Here is a 21,608-nt window from a genome sequence, read left to right on the forward strand (position 1 = left end):
TGCGGGTTCACAGATCAGCCTCCAGAGCCGAGAAATGGACGGACGGAGCCTGTGCTGCCTGGGAAGAGAGAACCCATCGCACCATTGCTGCTCCCTCTTTTGAGCAGAGGAAAATTGTTTTCTCTCACGACAGTGGCCGTTTGAATCAGTGGCTTGGATTGCTTTTGAGGGGAGAGTGGCATCGAGTCAGGATCTGGCAAATTGGACATAATGCGCTTAAAGCGCGCTTTGTATTTTTCGGCATATTTAGGTGTTCGGGAGTGATACGCAGCAGCGGCATCATCCCAATTCTGCATTTCAACATATAGACGAGATAGAAAATCAGCTGCGTAGCGGGCGTTGGCGACTGGATCGAACATATGGGTCACATCGGTGAAATGTTGGCCATGCCAGCGATAGTTCAGCTGAAAGCAGCCTACGTCGAAGCTTCGCGCCCCAGCTGCAAAGTGTTTTTGAACATAGGCGAGAGCTTCATGCTGGGACTCAAACCAGACCCCTTTGCCTTCCATGTTGACGGTCCATGGCCAAGGCGAGAGCACTCCGTTTTTGGCGCGGCCTGTTTCTGTTCGAGTGATGGCACGCAAAACATCGAGTGGCACACCTGTTTCGCTGGCAACAATGCGTGCAACGCGATCGCAGGTTTCGGCCTCTTGAGTGCTGGCATGCGCGACCCGAATCCCTTGCACAAAAGGATTCCACAAGGTGACAAGCGCACCTAAGCCAAAAATCAAAAGCGAGTCGCGAGAACTTCGCAACAGTGCTTTGAAAACATTCTGTTTTTTCATACCGATAGCTTTCTGCCCCAGTTTGAGGCCAAGCTATCGGTCGTTTATTTACATTTGGTAAGCGTGGTTAAGAAGAAGGCTCTGTAAGGCGGTGCCAATTCAACAATTCGTCCAGGAGCTTTCTGCTCTCGGCGCTGTTTTCAAGTAGCCCACGGTTGCGCGCAAGAATCCCTTGGGGGCTTGCATCTTCTTCAGAGTTTCCTGCCACTGAGTTTGCAATGAGATCGCTTGTTTGTCGGTAGACTTCTGTTTCGGAGCCAGAGAGCGCATCCAGATTTCCACCAAGCCAGTTTTGCTCTTCTGCGCTTTGAGTGTCTCCTAGGTCTGACAGCATTTTTGCCGCCATTTCGTGGTCTCCGACCAGTGACCGCGCCTCTGCACGCACACGCTCTGCTTCGGGCGAGGTCATTCCTAACAGCTCTGCCTCAGCTCTGCGTGGCAAAGACTCTGCAAGAGCGATACGCGCTTTAAGCAGGCGTTTGGCATCATTCTTATGCGTGTTTTGTGCCGTCTGAAGCAGGCGTTTTGTTTCGCCAACAAATCCTAACTCAAACATCTTCTGTGCCAGAGCGAGCGCAGTGTCTGGGCTGATTTTGCCAGGGTCAGCCAGACTCTCCGACAGCGTGAATGACACAATATCAAAGTCTTGCGCATGGTTGATCATGGCATTGGTTAGGCGGCTTCGTACCTCAACCGCAGCTGAAACACCGTCTCTTTCTTCGATCTCACCGATAATTTCAAACGCAGGTTCAAACTCACGAACGAGCATCCGCGCCAAAGCGTGTGCGCGTCGCAGTGGGGGCCCCATCGCGCCAACTTTGTGCTCTACAGCGAGGGCACCAACCAGAGAGATGGTGTCGTGAGACGGCGGCAAGTCCTGTTTCACGTGAGAATCGATCAGTTCTACCACCGCATGAGTCGCCAGATCCGTGTTTTGGGTGGCGATGTCTTCCAAAGTGGAATCCGCTTGGTCGGTGTTGCCCATTTCGGCGTCTAAGTTCGCCTGCGCAAAATCAAAACTCGTCCCTGGCTGCGGGTTAGACCGTTCGATACCGTTCAAGACAAGTGTGGCTGCCTCGGTCTCACCCTGGTTTACGAGTGCATTGCTCAACTTCGGCCCGAGATACTCTCTCAGGTGACGTGGCAGGGTGTTTAGCCCATCCATTGCGCCGTTTATCGCACTTTCGCCTGTCAAACGTTCGCCGGATAATGCGGCCCAAAGGGCGACATGCCCAGAGCAGTGGCCTTGCTGTGCAAAGACGTTGTCGTCACCGACAGGAACTTCACCATCCACGATATGTGACATTGCACTGAGAACACGGGTTTCGCCGGTATTGGGAAGAAGCTGCAGAGCTTGCAGAGCTTCTGCGCCAAATGTGTAGTGCACGTACAGCTGCACAAGTTTCTTGATGGCTTTCTCATCTGTGCGATCGAATTCGCCAACGAGGGTCCTGCGTATTTTTGCAAGCTCTTCCACAAAGCTTTTGTCGCCGCTCCACTCTGCGATGTTGACCGCTGAATCAGGCATGCAGGTTCCGACGCCCATTTTACCATTTAGAAGTGCGGCAATGTCGCGTCCAACTTCATCAATCACGTTGTAGGCGGCTATGTTTAGGTTCTCGCCGTCCAAGCCGATCGAGGCTTGAGGCGGGATATGATCCATGTTTTTGCCAGGGGTCGCTGGCGTCTTGAATTGAGATCCGTTCGCCATCTCAACGGATCCAGCAGCATTGGACGGCTTTGGCATCTGAATTTGCGAATCCAGCAGGTTCTGAGATGTTGCGCGATCAACCTGCTTTATGAGGTCTTGCCTCAGTGTTGTGACCTGTACATTGCGATTTACGAACGTCTCAAGCGCCAACAGACCTGAAAAATCGGGTTTCTGTTCCGGCTTTTGCTCAATTGTTGGTGTGAGTGGTACCGGCTTTGCAGCTTCGAGTGCTGAGAAGCGAAAGAGCCGTTGAGGTGACTCGCTTTCGACAGCTTCCCCAAAAGAAAGTGGGATCTGAGGCACATCTTCCGGTTCTGAAGAGAGATCTTCGCGAATGTCGAATATGACATAGCGTTCGTTGTAAGGGATCGTGACAACGCGGCAATTACAGGCGAGCGTTAAGTCAACCTCACCGGTTCTGTCATTCGCGCGAATGTCGGCCAGACGTGTCCGCGGGATCTTATCAAACACGTTTTCCGTATCAAGATTGAGAGCATCGCCCTCAATCTTTATGCGATAGCCCTGGCCCGTCCGATTGATCGTCCAAGCCGTGTCGCTGGTTGGCAGCGTGGCGACCAGACGAGTGAAATCTTCGTGTTCCCCTGAGTTAAAGGGCACGTTTTGAGCCTGAACGGTCGTGGCCAGGAGGGCCAACGGAATGGACAGGAGTAGTGGTCTCACGCCGCTTCCTTCTTAACTTCTTTAAGTGCCTCTTCGAGTTCTGCGAACTGCGGGCGGTTGTGCGCTGGGGTATTCTGACGCCCAACTTCGATACAGATATTCGGTGAGTGGTTGTGCAGGTTTGCGATCAACACTTCACGGATCAGCTGGTGGAAATGCGCATCTTCTTCGATGACACCTTTGATTTTCGCCGCGAACGGGCCGACGAGACCATAAGCCAAGAAAACACCCAAGAACGTCCCTACAAGCGCGCCGCCGATCATTTTACCAAGCACTTCTGGTGGCTGATCAATTGACCCCATGGTTTTGATCACACCCAAAACCGCGGCCACAATTCCCAGCGCTGGCAATGCGTCAGCAAGAGATTGCAACGCGTGCGATGAGTGCAAGGAATGATGAAGATTCGCCTCGATACGCTTTTCCAACACCTCTTCGACCTGATGTGGATCGTCATAGTTCATAGATGCCGAACGCATGGTGTCAGAAATGAGGTTTACGGCTTCTTTGTCGGCCTGGATTTTTGGGTATTTCTGAAAAATGGACGACTCTTCCGGGCTTTCGATATGCTCTTCGATGGCGACGGGATTTTTGCGCGCCAATCGTATGAGCTCAAACAGCAGGCAGAGCAGATCCTGATAGTCCTGCGGCTGCCACTTCGGCCCCTTGAAGACCTTTCCCAGATCTTTCAGAGTGTGTTTTACTGCGGCGCCATCGTTAGACAGCAAAAATGCGCCAACGCCTGAGCCGCCAATAATAATCATCTCAAAGGGAAGTGCCTTAAAAATGGGGCCAAGGTTACCGCCCGCCAGCACGTAACCACCCAAAACCATGATGAAAACGACAGCGATGCCGATAATGCTGATCATGAGTCTAAACTCCTATTACCCGTCTTTGGGAAACATACGCGGCGGCGGGTTAACAATGTCTCATTCAGTAGGCGAATTTGCGTTTCGACCCGCCAAAATCACGCTGATTGTGTATGCGGCATCTGGCTTCATGCCCGCCATGATGCCGGCAGCGGCTTCAGGCTTCATGCGCCCGATAAAACCAGCCGCAAATTGCGGATCCATCTCTTCAAAGAGAAGCGCAACACTCTTGGGCTTCATAGTCTCATAGACTTCGGTGAGGCGTGTGAGATCGTCTTCTGCGGCTGTCTCTGCAATAGAAATCATATCACGTAGACGACTTTCGGCGTCTTCAAGAGCTGCCATTTTGCGTGAAACTTCTTCATCGGCGATATTCAGCGCTTGCAAGCGATTCTTGATTTCCGCTTCTTGCTTTGCGATGCGTGCTTCGCGTTCCTCGAAGACAGACATCAGTTTGCGCATGTCTTCAGGGTGCTCACAGGCTTGCGGCTCTGCCATTGCAGTTTGAGGCGAATCGATGAGCGGCTCTTCTCGCGCCAATGCTTCCGTTGCACCTACGCCGACGCGAAGCGTTGCAGAAGCGATCAAGAAAGACGCGATCATGAACAGGCTGCCTTTCGCCTGTTTGCGCTGCGCCTTTCCTTTGCGCTTAGACTTTTGGATTTTGTCAGCAGCGCCAGCTTTCACGGGCGCTTTTTTCTGAGCCTTTGTCATCGTATTCGCTCCGGTTAAGCAACGTGGCGGGTAAAGACTGGGGCGGCTTTCGCACCCTCATTTGGTGTTGATTTACCCGATTTGCCTTTCTTTTTGGTTTGCGTGGCCGCTTCTTTTTCTTTGGCTGCTTTACGCTTCGCCTTGCGCTTGGCCTTTTTCTTTTCACGACGACGCAGGCGCTCTTCTTCTTCGGCGTCTACTTCTGCTTCGAATGCCTGGTCGAGCAGATCTTCGTCAGTAATTTCATCTTCTTCGGGCTGAGGTTCAGCGTCGATTTCCTCAGCTTCCGTTTCGGCATCCGCTTTTTCCGCTCTTCGCATCGCCGCTGCCTCAAGTTCTTTTTTGAGGACTTCTTCTGCAGCTTCTGCTTCTGTTTTGGCGTCTTGCACTGCGCTTGCGTCTTGCAGGTCGTGCATTGATGCCAGCATCAATTCGAGACGTTTGGAAACGCCTTCTGCGCGTTCGGTCAACGTTTCTAGGCGTTCGGTTGATTTGCCTGCGGTTTGCTGTGCGGCTTTAAGGGTGCGGGTCATGTCGTCAACCTGCGCAGACAGCACGGCAACTGCCCCGCCAACACCAGCTTCGAGGTCATTGAATTTTGCGAGCCTGCGCGCCAGGACATAACAATAGAGTCCTGCACCAAGTGCGCCCGCGACAAGTAAGATATCTGCAATCAAATCCATATCGGGACTCCTTAGTTCAGTACAAATTCCATGACCAAAAGGTCAGAGACGCGTTCTTGGCCGGTTACAATTTGGACGCGGCGCAGCATTTGGGAGCGTAGTTTTACCAATGCGTCGGGCGATTCGATGTCTGCGGGACTAAGAGCACGTAGGTATCCGTTTAAGACGTCCACAACGCGCGGTAGAACGCGCTCGACCTCTTCTTTGTGTGCGCTTGGAACTTCTAGTTGCGCCCGAAATCTTAGATATTCGGAGCTTCCGCCGGATGTGAGCGAGACCACAAAGGGATCAAGGCCCACATAAGTGATGTCAGGAAGGGGTTCAGCTTCATGCGTCTCAACCGATTCTTCTTCGGTTGGAGCAGAATCACTGCCCAAAATCATCCCGGAATAGACGGCATAAAAGCCGCCGCCGCCGCCAGCCAAAGCCAGTACAAGCCCTATAATTAAAGGGAGTTTTGACGCCTTTTTTGGCGTCTCCTCTGTGTCGACAGTTTCGTCAGTCATCGCAGGTTCCAAATTCTTTGTCCCTGCATGTTCAACCACACAGAAACTAACCGATTGTTAAGCCTGTTCGTGGAAAGAGTAGTTCAAGGTCGTGCAGAACGTGCGGCATCACGGAGTGAAGACGTGCAACAATTATTGAATATTTGGACTGGGTTGGACTCACGGCGGAAGGTGATCGTCGTCTTGGCCACCGTTGCGGTGTTTGCAACAGTACTTTCCTTGGGACGGGTAGCAACTAAACCGGGAATGGCTTTGCTTTATAGCGGTCTTGAAAGTGGATCTGCTGGTGAGGTGGTTCGTGCGCTGGAACAGCGTGGCGCGGTTTATGAGGTTCGTGGTGGCTCTATTTATGTCGCATCTTCCGCGCGCGATGAGTTGCGGATGACACTAGCAAGCGAGGGGCTGCCAGCGAATACGACGCAGGGGTATGAGCTTCTCGATTCGTTGTCAGGTTTTGGCACAACATCGCAGATGTTTGACGCAGCTTATTGGCGTGCCAAAGAAGGTGAGCTTGCACGTACGATTGTTGTGAGCCCGCTTATCAGTCAGGCACGGGTGCACATTGCAAATGCTTCTTCAAACCCGTTTCAACGCCAAATCAAACCGTCTGCGTCTGTGACAATCACGACTGCTGCAGGCGATTTGCCCACAAAACATGCCCAAGCCCTACGATTTCTCGTGGCATCAGCCGTTTCTGGTCTGTCGCCAGAAGACGTTGCGATTATTGATGGCAATGGTGGGCTGGTCGGCGTTGCTGAAGAAACCACGACAAAGGTTGGTGAGAATCGCGAGGAAGAAACACGCTTGGCGGTGCAGCGTCTGCTTGAAGCACGTGTTGGTCCTGGAAATGCAGTTGTGGAAGTCAGCATAGAAACGGTGACTGAAACAGAATCGATTACGGAGCGCATTTTTGATCCGAGCGGCCGCGTTGCCATCAGCACAGACACAGAAGAGCGCAGCACCGATTCGACAAATGCCAGCGGTCAGGTAACCGTTGCATCAAACCTGCCGGACGGCGACGCAGCAGGTGGTGATGCGGGGTCTTCGAACCAAAACCGAGAGACACGCGAGCGCATCAACTATGAGGTGTCCGAAACACAGCGAGAAATCCTGCGTCAGCCTGGAGCGATCCGCCGTATGACCGTCGCGGTTCTTGTAAATGGCACCACCACTGAGACAGCGGAAGGCGAAACACTATTCGTTCCTCGCCCTGAAGAAGAAATGGGCGCTTTGCGAGAGTTGGTGGCTTCAGCAGTCGGATTCGACGAAGCTCGCGGTGATGTAATCACACTTAAGTCCATGACCTTTCAGCCAGCATTGCCAATGGGCACAACGGCGGAGTCCTCAATGTTTAAGGGGATGACACTGGATCTCATGGCCATCATTCAAACGGCTGTTCTTGCAATAGTTGCAATTGTTTTGGGCCTCTTCGTTATTCGCCCATTGTTGGCGGGGGGATCAGGTGCTGGTGATTTGAATGATATGCCAGACGCCCCGATGCTGCCGGGTCTCGATGGAGATGAGGGCTTCCCTGCGATGGCACCTATGATGGGTGACATGGGAGGAGATGGTATGATGGGTATGCCAATGGCGCTTGGTGATATGGGCGGAGAAGTCGGAGGCCTGCCTGCGCTTGGAGGCGACATGGCGATGGGCGGCGATGGAATGTCTCAATCTGAAGCCGCAGACCGTCTACGCTCTCTGATCAGCGATCGAAAAGAAGAAACTGTGGAAATTCTGCGCCACTGGCTCGATGATCGAGAGGAGCGTGCATAATGTCGATTTCCCACCTATTTGAAGACTTTGGCGGTATTTCTGAACCGCAACCTGCGCCGATTGAGGAAGTCGAGGGCAATGAAGATGAGATGCTCGAGAGCTTTGAGCAGGGTTACAAAGCTGGCTGGGATGACGCAATAAGCGCGAAGTCTGAAGAGCATGCGAGCATGTCAGCGGAACTTGCACGTAAACTTCAGGACCTGTCCTTCACATATCATGAGGCGCGCGAGGCCATCATTGCCGATATGGCTCCAACAATAGAGAAGGCGATCATGACAGTTCTTCCGGAACTGGCGCGCCAGGCGATCGGTGCAATGGCGGTTGAGCAGCTTAATTCGATCGTACGCGAGAGCAGCGAAACGCCCGTGATCCTATCCGCTGCGCCAGATGCCTATCAGCCGGTGATTGATGTGATGCCTGAAAAACCACAGTTGCCTGTCGAGGTCGTCCGCGACGAAAGCCTCGGCGAAGGACAAATCAGATTCGAATTTGCAGAACGCGAACGCTTGCTGGATATGAGCGAGGTTTTGGCCACCGTTGCAGAAGCCTTGAAAGCGTTCACACATGAAACCCGCAAGGAGGCCCAGAATGGCTGATCCAATGATGAAATCCGATTCCGCAAACCCATTCACCTCTGTTCCGGTGGAAATCACGATCTCCGTGGGCAAAGCACGCCCGTTGATCGGAGACCTGCTGAACATGAACGCCAACTCGGTGCTTCCGCTAGACAAACGTGTGGACGACCCTGTTGAACTCTATGTTGGCGACAAACTCATCGCCCGGGGTGAGTTGGAAGAGCTGGAAGGTGGTCAAGAAGGACAACTTGCCGTGCGCCTGACCGAAGTTGCAGAGTTTGAAAGCGGGTTATGATGCGTAAGGCGGCTTCCTTTGCCGCCGCTCTGTTGATCCTTCTCCTGATGCAGGTGGATCCTGCGTCTGCGCAAGAGGCAGCCCTTTCCATAGGGAGCGATGGATCGCTAACGGCGCGCAGCATTCAAATATTTCTATTGATTACGGTACTCAGCCTGGCGCCGGGTATCGCGATCATGGTGACGTGTTTCCCGTTCATTGTGACGGTGCTCTCGATTTTGCGACAAGCCATAGGTCTGCAGCAGTCTCCGCCCAACATGATGATGGTTTCGCTGGCCATGTTCCTTACATATTATGTAATGGAGCCAATCTTCATGCAGGCGTGGACGACGGGTGTGCAACCGTTGCTTGACGAGTTGATAGACATAGAAACTGCGTTTCAGCGGACAACAGAGCCTTTCCGCCTGTTTATGTCCTCTCGTTTGGATCCTGACACGTTTCTGCACTTGGCGGCTTTGCGGCCAGACACTGCGGAACTTGCACCCGGACCGGACGCACCTCTTTCTGTTCTTGTGCCGAGCTTCATGCTCTCAGAAATTGCCAGGGCCTTTCAGATTGGGTTCCTGATATTTTTGCCTTTCCTGATCATCGATCTGGTGGTTGCAGCCGTTTTGATGTCGATGGGTATGATGATGGTGCCTCCAGCTATCGTGTCTTTGCCGTTCAAGCTGAGCTTTTTTGTAATCGCTGATGGGTGGAGTTTGATCGCAGGCAGTCTAGTTCGGAGCTATTTCTAACGCTGAAGCTTGCATGTATCGCTTTTGTCTTTGAAGCGGTGCATGCTATTTGGAAGATGGCGTGAAAAGAAAATTCGGTAGCGAGCCTCATGAACTTTAAGGCAACTTTGTTGGCGCTGTTGGCCTTTGCGCTGTTTTCCACGCACGATGTGGTGGCGAAGCTTTTGGGGGCTACTTATTCGCCTTTCCAAATCGTGTTCTTTGCGTCGCTGTTCTCATTTCCGCTGGTCACAATCATGCTGGTGCGTGATCCCACGCAAGGCAATTTACGTCCCGTGCATCCCTGGTGGGTGGCGTTGCGATCCCTTTGCGTTGTTGTCGCACCGGTTGCAGGGTTTTACGCCTTCACGCGCCTACCGCTGGCGCAGGTGTATGCAATTCTGTTTTCGTCTCCTTTGCTGATTACGTTGATCTCGATTCCGATTTTGAAAGAGAAAGTCGGCCTTTGGCGAATGTTGGCGGTTGTAGTGGGTCTTGGTGGCGTTTTGATTGTTGTGAGGCCAGGGGCAACGGTACTCAATTTAGGTCATGCCGCAGCAATCATCACTGCTCTGAGTACTGCGTTCCAGTCCGTGATTGTTCGAAAAATCGGCCGTGAAGAACGTCGCGTGGTGCTGATGCTCTACCCACTTCTTGGCAGTGTGGCCTTGATGTCTGTTGCACTTACATTTGTTTACCAACCTATGCTGTTGATTGATCTTGGTGGTATGGCATTTGTCTCTCTCTTTGGGTTTTGCGCGACGCTTTTGCTTGTCTATGCCTATACGATCGGTGAAGCGGCGCTGGTGGCGCCGATGCAATATTCACAAATTATTTGGGCGGTGATTTTTGGGATGCTGTTTTTTGGTGAGTCACCTGATCTTCCGACGATGCTTGGTGCTGCGATCATTGTCGCAAGTGGTCTCTTCATTATCGCGCGCGAGGCGCTGGGAGGCACCTCTGAACAAACTCCCGTTCTGCGTACACGCTCGCGTGGTATTTCACCCAGCAGCATGCGGGTCAGTCTCGCTTTGAAGCGGTCTGACAAACCGCGGTCTTGATAAGTCTAAGGGGCCTTGTCAAAAATTTGCTTAACCACTATCCCGCGCCGCACGGTCGGAGTGTAGCTCAGCCTGGTAGAGCACTGTCTTCGGGAGGCAGGGGTCGGAGGTTCGAATCCTCTCACTCCGACCAGACTGAGAGATCTTTGAGATTGCTGCGCGCTCTTTCAGTAGATGGGCAATACTGGAGGTCTCATCGAACGATTTGCCATTGTACATCTTGAGAATCTCGGTATAAGCGCTCGCCATACATGCGCGTGCAGCCCGCTTAGGCTTGATCTGATTCTCGATAGAGATAGGCCCGTTCGGTCGTCGCACGCACTAGAAACGCACCGATACACAAAGGGTAAAAGATCATGGCAAATTCACCCCAAGCCAAGAAGCGCGCTCGTCAGAATGAACGTCGTCTCGAAGTCAACAAAGCGCGCCGCTCCCGCATTCGTACTTTCTTGCGTAAAGTAGAAGAAGCAATCGAATCTGGCGACAAAGAAGCAGCTGTCGCAGCTCTTCGCTCCGCTCAGCCAGAATTGATGCGTGGTGTGAGCAAAGGCGTTTATCACAAGAACACCGCTTCCCGTAAAATGTCTCGTTTGGCATCTCGCGTGAAAGCTCTGGCATAAGTCAGTGTTTATAGTACTAGGAAAAAACGCCGCTGTTTTAGCGGCGTTTTTTTGTGTGATAGTCAGCTGTACGCAAAGCTGAGCAACGCAATACCCAGCAGTATGCGATAGACAACATACGGTGTGAAACTGATGGCGCGCAGTAGGCGCATCATCAGGATTAAGGCGACCAGAGCTGCCAAAAATGAGAATACGGCAGCGATCGCGCCGTCGCGCAGGATCGTGATGTCCGATTGAGTTGCAACGTCGATGGACAGTAGTGCTCCGCTTGCAAGAATTGTGGGTATCGACATCAGCATCGCAAGCTTGGCTGCGTCTGTACGGGCATAGCCAAGGCGTCTCGCGCCAGTGATTGTGATGCCTGAGCGGGATGTCCCGGGGATCAGGGCAATCGCTTGCCACATCCCGAGTTTCCAAGCGTCTGTCAAATTCCAGTCTTTGTCGGTTTTGGTCTGATCACTGTAACGATCTGCCCACCAGAGGACCAACCCAAAGAGTATCATGGTCCATCCGATCACACTGATGGAGCGCATCATTTCGTCAAGTCCACTGACCTTCAACAAAAGTCCCGCAACAATCACGGGGACTGTTGCGACAATGAGTAAGAATGCAAGCTGCGATCCTTCAGTGTCGATTTGACCAGTTGCAAGCCGTGGAAGTCCCACCACCGCGCTGCGAACATCCTTCCAGAAGTAAATGACCACGGCGCCCAGCGTTCCCACGTGCGCAGCCACGTCTATAGCCAGTCCTTGGTCTGGAAGTGGTGTGACCTTTGAAAGGAGAATCAGGTGTCCCGATGAGCTAACTGGAAGAAATTCAGTTATGCCTTGAATGATTGCCACCAAAAATATGTGAAAAAGTGCCATAATCTGCACAACCTCGCTCTAATCAATGGAGGTATAAATGCCCAATGAATCAAGGGGAACATAGAATTTAGTCTCATATCGGACTTTATTTTTGAAGATTTTACACGCCGCGCGGTTTAAAAAGTCAAAAAAACGAAATAAAGGTCAGTCATTGTGACTTTTATGCTGTGTGGAAATTATTTACATAGCGGGGACTCAAAAATTGGGAGGCAGCTGGCATGGCCAAGCAACCTATGTTGAAATTTGTAACTGTTGAACGCGACATGCCGGAGAAGCGTGACGCGACTGTGCGTAAGGACGACTTCAACGAGATTTATGCGGAATTCGCGAAGGCGAAAGCAGAAGAGCAGGCAAGTCGGTGCAGCCAGTGTGGTGTGCCGTACTGTCAAAGCCACTGCCCGCTGCACAACAATATCCCCGATTGGCTGAACTTAACCGCCACCGGCCGTTTGAAGGAAGCCTACGCGGTTAGTCAGGCCACGAACACTTTCCCAGAGATCTGTGGCCGTATTTGCCCGCAGGACCGTTTGTGTGAAGGCAATTGTGTGATTGAGCAGTCTGGTCATGGCACCGTGACCATCGGCTCTGTTGAAAAATACATCACGGATACGGCTTGGGAAAACGGCTGGGTGGAAGCGCTGGCGCCAAGCGAAGAGCGCGGCGAGAGCGTGGGCATCATCGGCGCGGGCCCCGGTGGCCTGGCAGCGGCTGATCGTCTGCGCCGCGCAGGGTTCCAAGTGACCATCTATGATCGCTATGACCGCGCAGGCGGCCTGCTGACCTACGGCATTCCGGGCTTCAAACTGGAAAAAGACGTGGTCATGCGCCGCAACCAGCTGTTGGAAGATGGTGGTGTCACTTTCAAGCTGAACTGCAACGTGGGCGATGACATCTCTTTCCAAGAGATTCGTGATGCGCATGACGCTGTGATCATTGCAACGGGCGTCTACAAAAGCCGTGATTTGCAAGGCCCTGGTGCCGGTGCAGAGGGTATCGTGAAAGCGATTGACTACCTCACCGCCTCCAACCGTCTGAACTTTGGCGACACCGTGCCTGAGATCGAAAGCGGTGAGCTGAATGCAGAGGGCAAAAAGGTTGTGGTGATCGGCGGTGGCGACACCGCGATGGACTGTGTGCGCACGGCGATCCGTCAGGGTGCCGAGAGCGTGAAATGTCTCTATCGCCGCGACAAAGCGAACATGCCGGGCTCTCAGCGTGAGACTCAGAACGCCGAAGAAGAGGGCGTGGAATTTGTCTGGCTGTCGGCGCCGAAAGGCTTCACTGGTTCTGACAAAGTTGATGGCGTGATGGTGCAGAAAATGCGCCTTGGTCAGCCGGATGCCTCGGGCCGTCAGAGCCCTGAGGTGATCGAAGGCGCGGACTATGTGGAAGAGGCCGATCTGGTCATCAAGGCGCTGGGCTTTGAGCCGGAAGACCTGCCGACCCTCTGGGGTCAGCCAGAGCTGGAAGTGACCCGCTGGGGCACTGTGAAAGCACAGTTCACCACGGGTGCCACTGATCTGGATGGGGTTTACGCGGTGGGCGATATTGTGCGCGGTGCAAGCCTTGTGGTCTGGGCGATCAAGGATGGACGGGATTGCGCAGATGCGATCATCGAACGCTTTGGCGACCAGCGGGCCGTAGCTGCCGAATAATCGTTAATGCCGCCGACATTCGGCCAAAATCGAATGTCGGTATCGCGTCGGCCCTACGTCGGTATCGCGACAGTGCAAAAAACGGCAGAGAAAAGTTAATAAGACAGTCGCGCTGACTAATTGGGTGCCTCGCACCTGAAGCGCAAACCGCCGGAAGAAGGTTACGACTTTCGCCTGACTAGGAAAACCGGTGCGAAATATGGAGACAGCCAATGACCAAATTTGATCAGAACTGGGTCAGAGCCGAGGAAGCCAAGCGCGAGTGGATGGCCGAAAATGGCCTCTACTCTGAGCAGGAGGAGCACTCCTCCTGTGGTGTGGGGCTTGTGGTGTCCATCGACGGCAAGCCAAGCCGTAAAGTTGTGGAAGCGGGCATCACCGCATTGAAAGCGATCTGGCACCGCGGTGCTGTTGATGCGGATGGCAAGACCGGTGATGGCGCGGGTATTCACGTGCAGATCCCTGTGCCTTTCTTTTACGACCAGATCGAACGCACGGGCCATGAGCCAAATAAAGACGAACTGATCGCGGTTGGTCAGGTCTTCCTGCCACGGACGGATTTCGGTGCGCAGGAGCACTGCCGGACCATCGTTGAAACCGAAGTTCTGAAAATGGGCTATCGCATCTATGGCTGGCGTCACGTGCCGGTGGATGTGACCTGTCTTGGCGAAAAGGCGAATGCCACCCGCCCAGAGATTGAACAGATCTTGATCTCCAACTCCAAAGGTGTGGACGAAGACACCTTTGAACGTGAGCTATACGTGATCCGTCGTCGCATCGAAAAAGCGGCATTGGCGGCCAATATTGGTGAGCTGTATATCGCGTCGCTGTCCTGCCGCTCGATCATCTACAAAGGCATGATGCTGGCGGAACAGGTGGCGGTGTTTTACCCCGACCTGATGGATGAGCGTTTTGAGAGTGCCTTTGCACTTTATCACCAGCGCTATTCCACCAACACCTTCCCTCAGTGGTGGCTGGCACAGCCGTTCCGCATGCTCGCGCACAACGGTGAGATCAACACGCTGAAAGGCAACCTGAACTGGATGAAGAGCCATGAAATCCGCATGGCCTCTGACAGCTTTGGAGACTACGCCGAGGACATCAAACCGATTGTTCCGGGTGGGGCGTCTGACTCTGCGGCGCTGGACGGTGTGTTTGAGGTGCTGGTGCGCGCCGGCCGTTCTGCGCCCATGGCGAAAACCATGCTGGTCCCGGAAAGCTGGTCCAAGCAGGCGGTCGAGCTGCCGCAGGCATGGCGCGACATGTATTCCTACTGCAACTCTGTGATGGAGCCATGGGATGGCCCCGCAGCGCTGGCGATGACCGATGGTCGCTGGGTTTGTGCGGGTCTGGACCGCAACGGCCTGCGCCCGATGCGCTATGTTGTGACGGGTGATGGCCTGCTGATTTCTGGCTCTGAGGCCGGCATGGTGCCGATTGATGAAGCCACCGTGGTGGAAAAGGGTGCGCTTGGTCCGGGCCAGCTTCTGGCTGTGGATATGAAAGAGGGCAAGCTTTACCACGACACGGAGATCAAGGACAAACTGGCCAATGCACGCCCCTATGGCGAATGGGTTGGCAAGATCCGTGATCTGTCAGGAGAGCTGAACGCGGTGACTGAAACCGCGACTTTCACCGGCGAAGAACTGCGTGCGCGCCAGATCGCGGCGGGCTTCTCTATGGAAGAGATTGAGCAGATCCTTGCACCGATGGCTGAGGATGGCAAAGAGGCGCTGGCCTCTATGGGCGATGACACGCCGTCTGCGGTTCTGTCCAACATGTACCGTCCACTGAGCCATTTCTTCCGTCAGAATTTCTCTCAGGTGACCAACCCGCCGATCGACAGCCTGCGCGAATACCGCGTGATGAGCCTGAAGACCCGGTTTGGCAACCTGAAGAACGTGTTGGATGAGGACGGCAGCCAGACCGAAATCGCTGTGCTGGACAGCCCGTTTGTGGCCAATGCGCAGTTCGCGCGGTTGCTTGAGGCCTTTGATGACACGGTGGTGCGCATCGATTGTACCTTTGATGCTGGCGCGGATTCCCGTGCGCTGCAGGTGGGGCTTGAGCGCATCCGTGCAGAGGCGGAAGACGCCGTGCGTTCCGGTGCGGGCCACATTGTGCTGTCTGATGAGGCGCAGGGTGCCGACAAGGTTGCCATGCCGATGATCCTCGCCACCAGCGCGGTGCACAGTCATCTGACCCGCAAAGGTCTGCGGACCTTCTGCTCGCTGAACGTACGCTCCGCTGAATGTATCGACCCGCATTACTTTGCGGTGCTGATCGGTGCAGGTGCGACGGTGGTGAACGCCTACTTGGCAGAAGACACGCTGGCGGATCGCATTGAGCGTGGTCTGGCAGATGGCACGCTGACCGAGAACGTCGCGCGCTATCGTGAGGCGATTGATCAGGGCCTTCTGAAGATCATGGCGAAGATGGGGATTTCGGTGATTTCCTCCTATCGCGGTGGTCTGAACTTTGAGGCCGTTGGTCTGTCCCGTGCCATGTGTGCGGAATATTTCCCCGGCATGACCAGCCGGATTTCCGGCATTGGTGTGAGCGGCATTCAGAAGAAGGTCGAAGAGGTGCACGCCAAGGGCTTCCTCTCCGGTGTTGATGTGCTGCCGATTGGTGGTTTCTACAAGGCGCGGAAATCTGGCGAGACCCATGCCTGGGGCGCGCAGAGCATGCATATGATGCAGGCGGCCTGTAACCGCGCGTCTTATCAGCTGTGGAAGCAGTATTCTGCGAAGATGCAGGCGAATCCGCCGATCCACCTGCGCGATCTTTTGGACATCAAGGCGATTGGCAAACCTGTGCCGATTGAAGAGGTCGAAAGCATCACCGCGATCCGCAAGCGTTTTGTGACGCCGGGGATGTCGCTGGGGGCGCTGTCGCCTGAGGCGCATAAGACGCTGAATGTGGCGATGAACCGGATTGGCGCGAAGTCTGACTCCGGTGAAGGCGGCGAAGATCCGGCGCATTTTGTGCCAGAGCCAAATGGCGACAACCCGTCTGCGAAGATCAAGCAGGTGGCGTCGGGCCGGTTTGGTGTGACCGCGGAGTATCTGAACCAGTGTGAAGAGCTGGAGATTAAGGTGGCCCAGGGCGCAAAGCCCGGTGAAGGTGGCCAGCTGCCGGGGATGAAGGTCACCGATCTGATCGCGCGTCTGCGCCATTCCACCAAAGGGGTGACGCTGATTTCACCACCGCCGCACCACGATATCTACTCGATCGAGGATCTGGCGCAGCTGATCTATGACCTCAAGCAGATCAACCCGCGCTGTAAGGTGACGGTGAAGCTGGTGGCCTCCTCCGGTGTGGGCACGATCGCGGCCGGGGTGGCGAAGGCGAAGGCCGACATCATCCTGATCTCGGGTCACAATGGCGGCACCGGTGCGAGCCCTGCGACCTCGATCAAACATGCAGGTCTGCCGTGGGAGATGGGCCTCACTGAGGCGCATCAGGTGCTGGCGATGAACAACCTGCGTGAGCGGGTGACGCTGCGGACCGATGGTGGTCTGCGCACGGGGCGTGACATCGTGATGGCGGCGATGATGGGTGCCGAAGAATACGGCATCGGCACCGCCGCGCTGATCGCGATGGGTTGTATCATGGTGCGTCAGTGCCAGTCCAACACCTGCCCGGTTGGGGTTTGTACTCAGGATGAAAGCCTGCGTGCGAAATACACCGGTTCCGCAGACAAAGTTGTGAACCTGATCACCTTCTACGCCACTGAAGTGCGGGAAATCCTCGCCTCGATCGGTGCGCGTAGTCTGGATGAGGTGATTGGCCGTGCTGACCTGCTGGCGCAGGTGAGCCGTGGCTCTGCACACCTTGACGATCTTGATCTCAACCCGCTGCTGATCACCGTCGATGGCGCGCATGACATCGTCTACAACCGCGACAAAGACCGCAACTACGTGCCTGACACGCTGGATGCGGAGATCGTGCGGGATGCGGCGCGCTTCCTTGAGGAAGGCGAGAAAATGCAGCTGTCCTATGCGGTGCAGAACACGCACCGGACCGTGGGCACACGCACCTCTAGCCACATCGTGCGCAACTTCGGCATGCGCAACACCTTGCAGGAAGACCACCTGACGGTGAAACTCACGGGCTCTGCGGGGCAGTCTCTGGGTGCCTTTGCAGCGCCGGGGCTGAAGATTGAAGTGTCCGGCGATGCCAACGACTATGTGGGCAAAGGTCTGTCGGGTGGCACCGTGGTGGTGCGCCCGCCAATGGCGAGCCCGCTGACAGCGGCCGACAACACCATCATTGGCAACACCGTGCTTTATGGCGCGACCGACGGGCACCTGTTTGCCGCGGGCCGCGCAGGCGAGCGCTTTGCGGTGCGCAACTCCGGTGCGAAAGTGGTGGTCGAAGGCTGTGGCGCTTGTGGGTGTGAATACATGACCGGCGGTGTGGCCGTGATCCTTGGCGAGATCGGCGCAAACTTCGGTGCAGGCATGACCGGCGGCATGGCCTATCTCTATGATCCGGAGGGCAAAGCCGAGGATGTCATGAACATGGAAACGCTGGTGACCTGCCCGGTGTCGGTGCAGCACTGGGAAGATCAGCTGAAAGGTTTGATTGAACGCCATGTGGTCGAGACCGGAAGTTCTAAGGCCCGTGACATCCTGCAACATTGGGATGTTGAAAAAGCCAACTTCCTGCAGGTCTGCCCGAAAGAGATGCTGGTGCATATCCCGCATCCTCTGAGCGCGGAAAGCACCGCAGTTCCAGCGGAATAATTTTGGAACCGCGACACAATAACACCCCTGCTGGCGTTGGCTGGCGGGGGTTTTTGTTTTATGCGGCGCGCGTGTCCTGCCGCGCCGTAGTTTCCACTTTGAAACTGGTGCCGAAATTGTGTGTGTAAAACCTGCTCTAAGAAGAATTTACCCTTGTCTGGTTAAGTATTTTTTAGCCTTATCCCTTAAATTAACGAAGTTGGGATAGCCGCTGGCCGTTACCTGAATTTGAAAGAGTACCCCATATGTCGTCGAGTTTGTTCAGTGCTTGGAAAGAAATCCTTGAAATTCAAAACCATTTTCTGAAGGAGGCGCAATCTGGCCAATCTCTGGACGTTTTGCTGAGCACGCTTACTGATCGTTTGGACGCGCTACACGATCACCATGCTGTCAGCATCATGTTGAAAGGTGAGGGAAACGAGCTGTTTTTTGGCGCGGGATCGCGGCTTAGTCCGGACTATATCAGCCTGATAAATCCCCTGCCGATTGGTGCGAATACCGGCTCCTGTGGCACAGCGGCATTTCTGAAAAAACAGATCATTGTCGACAACCTTCTGACCCACCCTTTATGGGCAGAGTATCGAGAATTGCAGCCCATTTGTGGATATATGGCCTGTTGGTCGCAACCTATGCTGTCCCAAGATAACAGTCTGCTGGGGACATTTGCCGTTTACTTCAAGGAGCCTCGCGCGCCGAGTGAACTTGAAACCGATATTATTGAATCATTGGGCAACACGGTTGGCTTTATTCTGGAGCGTAAAAAGTTCGAAGAAGATTTGAAGTCTGCGAATGCTTCATTGGCCAAACAAGTTGAAATGCGCACGGCAGAATTGCAGTTGCAAAAGGAAAAAGCCGAAGACGCCAACACGCTAAAGACGCGCTTTCTGGCGGCCATGAGCCATGAACTTCGGACACCGCTGAATGGCATCATTGGCACGGCGCATCTGCTTTCCAATACAAGTTTGAGCATAGATCAGCGTGAGCTGAATGAGATGTGTTCCAACTCTGCGCAATTGTTGCTGACACTGGTGAACGATTTGCTTGATCTCTCCTCTATCGAGAGTGGCCAGCTGAAGCCAAATTCAGAGGTGGGCAATCTGAAGGAACACTTGAAAGAAACCTGCAAGCTGTTCCAGGTTTCAGAAAAGGGCGCAGATGTTCCGATCAATCTGACTGTCTCTGATGATGTTTCTGACGGCTACCTTCTGGATTACATGCGGGTGAAGCAGATCATTTTCAATTTGGTTGGCAATGCCGTCAAATTCACCTCTGAAGGCAGTATTGAGGTCCGTGTTTCTGAGACGTCTTCGCCGGCAGCGCGGCCTGTCCTTCGCTTTGAAATCAAAGACAGCGGAATCGGTATTGCACGCGAACACCACGATGCGATTTTCGAGCTGTTTCGACAGGCGGATGCGTCGACAACCAGAAGATTTGGCGGAACCGGGCTGGGTCTTGCCATATGCAAGCGTTTGGTTGAGGCCATGGGGGGGCAAATCGGGGTGGAAAGCGCGCTCGGCGAGGGCGCAGTTTTCTGGTTTGAGATCCCGGCCATCCGCTGCGAAGAAAGCGTGCATGGCGCAGAGGGTGTCAGCTATGGTGCGGCAGATGGCACTTTGCGTGCAAAGCGGCGGGTTCTTTTGGTGGAAGATTCTGCGGTGAACCGGACGATTGCGCAGAAATTTTTGCAATCTTTGAACTGTGATGTTGATACAGCCAGCAATGGGCAAGAGGGGGTGGATCTTATCAGCGCTGAAGCCTACGATCTGGTCTTTATGGATTGCATGATGCCGGAAATGGATGGCTATACCGCGACCCAGATCATTCGTGAACGCGAGGGACGTGATCCTGCATCCCGGTCTTTGCCAATCATCGCGTTGACAGCGAATGCAATGAATGGTGACCAGGAAAAATGTCTCAGCTGGGGCATGACAGACTATCTGTCAAAGCCATTTGACGTGAAGTCGCTGGAGGCGATGATCCACAAGTACGGCTGATCGCCCGATGGCGGCGGGTGGTGCGTTCAGACATCTCCCTGTTCACACCAATTTTTTAACCTGATCCGGGTAGACTGAGCCTCTCTTTTTCGCGTGAACAGAATGTTGCGCCACCCTTTGATCTGGAGGTGACGTGTCTTGAAACGATGGGCTGTTCTTTGTGCGGTGCTTGCGCTTGTTGTGGCTGGGCAAAGCCACGCGCAGCAATGCGGATTTGCGCGGTGTTGGGGCGCTGTTGGTGTTGGCCCTGATGGTGCGCGGGGGTATGCCCATGGGCAATATTCCGAAGCCCTAGCGCATAGACAGGTGCAGGCGATCTGTGACGACAATTGCGACACGGTGCAGACGTTTTACAATGGGTGTGGAGCCATGGCCCAGGGTCCAAGCGGGCAATGGGGCTTTGGGGAAAGCTACTCGCGCATTGAAGCACAGGATGTGGCCCTGGCCTTTTGTGAGGGCTATGGCGCGAGCTGTGAAGTGCGGGCCTGGGCGTGCTCGCCTTAGGCGGTGATTTGCGCGCGCGTCTTGCCAGAGCAGCGGCGAAGCTCTAGTCCCTATGCGCAAAGAGCGCGGCAGGGCGATGGCCAAGACAAAGAGCAAAAAGAAAACAGCTGGGGCGGTGCAACGCCAGTGGACACGTTTGCGGACTTGGCTGCGGCGGGTTGCGCTGTGGGGCGTGGTGCTGGTTGTGTTGTCGGTGCTGCTTTATGCGGTGGTGAACCCGCCGATCACCTGGACCATGGTGGGAGAAAAGCGGCGGCTTGGCTCGATTGATCGGCAATGGGTGCCGATTGGGCAGGTGGCGCCTGTGATGCAGCGCTCTGTGGTGGCGGCGGAGGATGCGAATTTCTGTCTGCACTGGGGGTTTGACATGCGCGCGATCCGTAGTGCGATCGCCGAAGGCGCTGGGCGCGGGGCGAGCACGCTGAGCCAGCAGACCGTCAAAAATGTCTATTTCTGGCAGGGGCGCAATTGGTTGCGCAAATCTCTGGAGGCGCTGATGACGCCTTTGGTGGAGATGGTCTGGTCGAAACGGCGCATTCTCGAGGTCTATCTGAATGTGGTGGAGTTCGATGAGGGGGTGTTTGGCGTTGAGGCGGCGGCGCGACACTATTTTGGTGTGGGGCCTGAGGAGTTGACGGCGGTGCAGGCAGCGCGATTGGCGGCGGTGTTGCCCAATCCCAAGGCGCGGTCTGCCAGCAAGCCAACAGCAAGGCTGCGCAAGCGGTCAGCGGCGATCTTGGATGGGGCGGCAACGATACGCGCGGATGGGCGCGATGCGTGTTTTGCGGATTGAAAAATCTGACCTCTCAGGGCATTGAGGATCAAACCCCACACTGCATTCAAGAAAAC

The 21,608-nt window shown here is 54.5% G+C and carries 18 protein-coding genes and 1 tRNA gene; 12 read left to right on the forward strand and 7 right to left on the reverse strand.

Features of this window, described 5'->3' with window-relative positions; translation table 11 throughout:
• Positions 1-14: 14 nt before the first annotated feature.
• The 6 genes from PJL69_RS11765 to PJL69_RS11790 all read right to left on the reverse strand — a co-directional run bounded on the left by PJL69_RS11765 (position 15) and on the right by PJL69_RS11790 (position 5,946).
• On the reverse strand, positions 15-785 hold the full coding sequence (locus PJL69_RS11765; protein ID WP_271309818.1) for a transglycosylase SLT domain-containing protein: 771 nt from the start codon (positions 783-785) through the stop codon (positions 15-17).
• A 67-nt stretch (positions 786-852) separates the two neighbouring features.
• On the reverse strand, positions 853-3,177 hold the full coding sequence (locus PJL69_RS11770; protein ID WP_271309819.1) for a hypothetical protein: 2,325 nt from the start codon (positions 3,175-3,177) through the stop codon (positions 853-855).
• On the reverse strand, positions 3,174-4,043 hold the full coding sequence (gene motA, locus PJL69_RS11775) for a flagellar motor stator protein MotA (protein WP_271309820.1): 870 nt from the start codon (positions 4,041-4,043) through the stop codon (positions 3,174-3,176). Before motA ends, PJL69_RS11770 begins: the two co-directional genes overlap by 4 nt.
• Positions 4,044-4,103: 60 nt before the next feature.
• Complete coding sequence (locus PJL69_RS11780; RefSeq protein WP_271309821.1) at positions 4,104-4,757, reverse strand: MotE family protein; 654 nt, start codon at positions 4,755-4,757, stop codon at positions 4,104-4,106.
• 14 nt (positions 4,758-4,771) lie between these two features.
• Entirely contained in the window at positions 4,772-5,290 is a 519-nt protein-coding gene (locus PJL69_RS20360; RefSeq protein ID WP_441347487.1) for a hypothetical protein, read from the reverse strand.
• 161 nt (positions 5,291-5,451) lie between these two features.
• Positions 5,452-5,946, reverse strand: coding sequence for a flagellar basal body-associated FliL family protein (locus PJL69_RS11790; RefSeq protein ID WP_271309822.1), 495 nt, complete (start codon positions 5,944-5,946; stop codon positions 5,452-5,454).
• Between the two features lie 123 nt (positions 5,947-6,069).
• On the opposite strand from PJL69_RS11790, the gene fliF reads away from it, so the two are divergent.
• The 7 genes from fliF (at position 6,070) to rpsT (ending at position 10,989) form a co-directional block, all read left to right on the forward strand.
• Complete coding sequence (gene fliF, locus PJL69_RS11795; protein ID WP_271309823.1) at positions 6,070-7,722, forward strand: flagellar basal-body MS-ring/collar protein FliF; 1,653 nt, start codon at positions 6,070-6,072, stop codon at positions 7,720-7,722.
• The gene (locus tag PJL69_RS11800) at positions 7,722-8,318 is read left to right on the forward strand and encodes a hypothetical protein (RefSeq protein WP_209097853.1); all 597 of its coding nucleotides are present in this window, start codon (positions 7,722-7,724) and stop codon (positions 8,316-8,318) included. Before fliF ends, PJL69_RS11800 begins: the two co-directional genes overlap by 1 nt.
• Positions 8,311-8,592, forward strand: coding sequence for a FliM/FliN family flagellar motor switch protein (locus tag PJL69_RS11805; RefSeq protein ID WP_209097854.1), 282 nt, complete (start codon positions 8,311-8,313; stop codon positions 8,590-8,592). Before PJL69_RS11800 ends, PJL69_RS11805 begins: the two co-directional genes overlap by 8 nt.
• A gap of 47 nt (positions 8,593-8,639) precedes the next feature.
• Positions 8,640-9,329, forward strand: coding sequence for a flagellar type III secretion system pore protein FliP (gene fliP / locus PJL69_RS11810; protein ID WP_271309996.1), 690 nt, complete (start codon positions 8,640-8,642; stop codon positions 9,327-9,329).
• An 89-nt stretch (positions 9,330-9,418) separates the two neighbouring features.
• The gene (locus tag PJL69_RS11815) at positions 9,419-10,369 is read left to right on the forward strand and encodes a DMT family transporter (RefSeq protein ID WP_271309824.1); all 951 of its coding nucleotides are present in this window, start codon (positions 9,419-9,421) and stop codon (positions 10,367-10,369) included.
• Positions 10,370-10,425: 56 nt separating this feature from the next.
• Positions 10,426-10,502 (forward strand) — tRNA-Pro (locus PJL69_RS11820).
• 223 nt (positions 10,503-10,725) lie between these two features.
• The gene (gene rpsT / locus PJL69_RS11825) at positions 10,726-10,989 is read left to right on the forward strand and encodes a 30S ribosomal protein S20 (protein ID WP_271309825.1); all 264 of its coding nucleotides are present in this window, start codon (positions 10,726-10,728) and stop codon (positions 10,987-10,989) included.
• Between the two features lie 62 nt (positions 10,990-11,051).
• On the opposite strand, the gene PJL69_RS11830 is transcribed toward rpsT, so the two are convergent.
• Positions 11,052-11,855: an undecaprenyl-diphosphate phosphatase gene (locus tag PJL69_RS11830; RefSeq protein ID WP_271309826.1), complete on the reverse strand. Its 804-nt coding sequence runs from the start codon at positions 11,853-11,855 to the stop codon at positions 11,052-11,054.
• A gap of 218 nt (positions 11,856-12,073) precedes the next feature.
• Here PJL69_RS11830 and PJL69_RS11835 point away from each other — a divergent pair, with 218 nt between their 5' ends.
• The 5 genes from PJL69_RS11835 (at position 12,074) to mtgA (ending at position 21,552) form a co-directional block, all read left to right on the forward strand.
• Positions 12,074-13,510 carry an NAD(P)-dependent oxidoreductase gene (locus tag PJL69_RS11835; RefSeq protein WP_271309827.1) on the forward strand — a complete coding sequence of 479 codons (1,437 nt, stop codon included), beginning with the start codon at positions 12,074-12,076 and terminating at the stop codon, positions 13,508-13,510.
• Between the two features lie 212 nt (positions 13,511-13,722).
• Positions 13,723-18,261 carry a glutamate synthase large subunit gene (gltB, locus tag PJL69_RS11840; protein ID WP_271309828.1) on the forward strand — a complete coding sequence of 1,513 codons (4,539 nt, stop codon included), beginning with the start codon at positions 13,723-13,725 and terminating at the stop codon, positions 18,259-18,261.
• Between the two features lie 245 nt (positions 18,262-18,506).
• Positions 18,507-20,255, forward strand: a complete 1,749-nt coding sequence (locus tag PJL69_RS11845; RefSeq protein ID WP_271309829.1) for a GAF domain-containing hybrid sensor histidine kinase/response regulator — start codon at positions 18,507-18,509, stop codon at positions 20,253-20,255.
• A gap of 138 nt (positions 20,256-20,393) precedes the next feature.
• The gene (locus PJL69_RS11850) at positions 20,394-20,759 is read left to right on the forward strand and encodes a DUF4189 domain-containing protein (protein ID WP_271309830.1); all 366 of its coding nucleotides are present in this window, start codon (positions 20,394-20,396) and stop codon (positions 20,757-20,759) included.
• A gap of 76 nt (positions 20,760-20,835) precedes the next feature.
• Positions 20,836-21,552, forward strand: a complete 717-nt coding sequence (gene mtgA, locus PJL69_RS11855) for a monofunctional biosynthetic peptidoglycan transglycosylase (protein WP_271309831.1) — start codon at positions 20,836-20,838, stop codon at positions 21,550-21,552.
• The last annotated feature ends 56 nt before the right edge of the window (positions 21,553-21,608 follow it).

The organism is Shimia sp. MMG029, from assembly GCF_027947445.1.
Classification (GTDB): domain Bacteria; phylum Pseudomonadota; class Alphaproteobacteria; order Rhodobacterales; family Rhodobacteraceae; genus Shimia.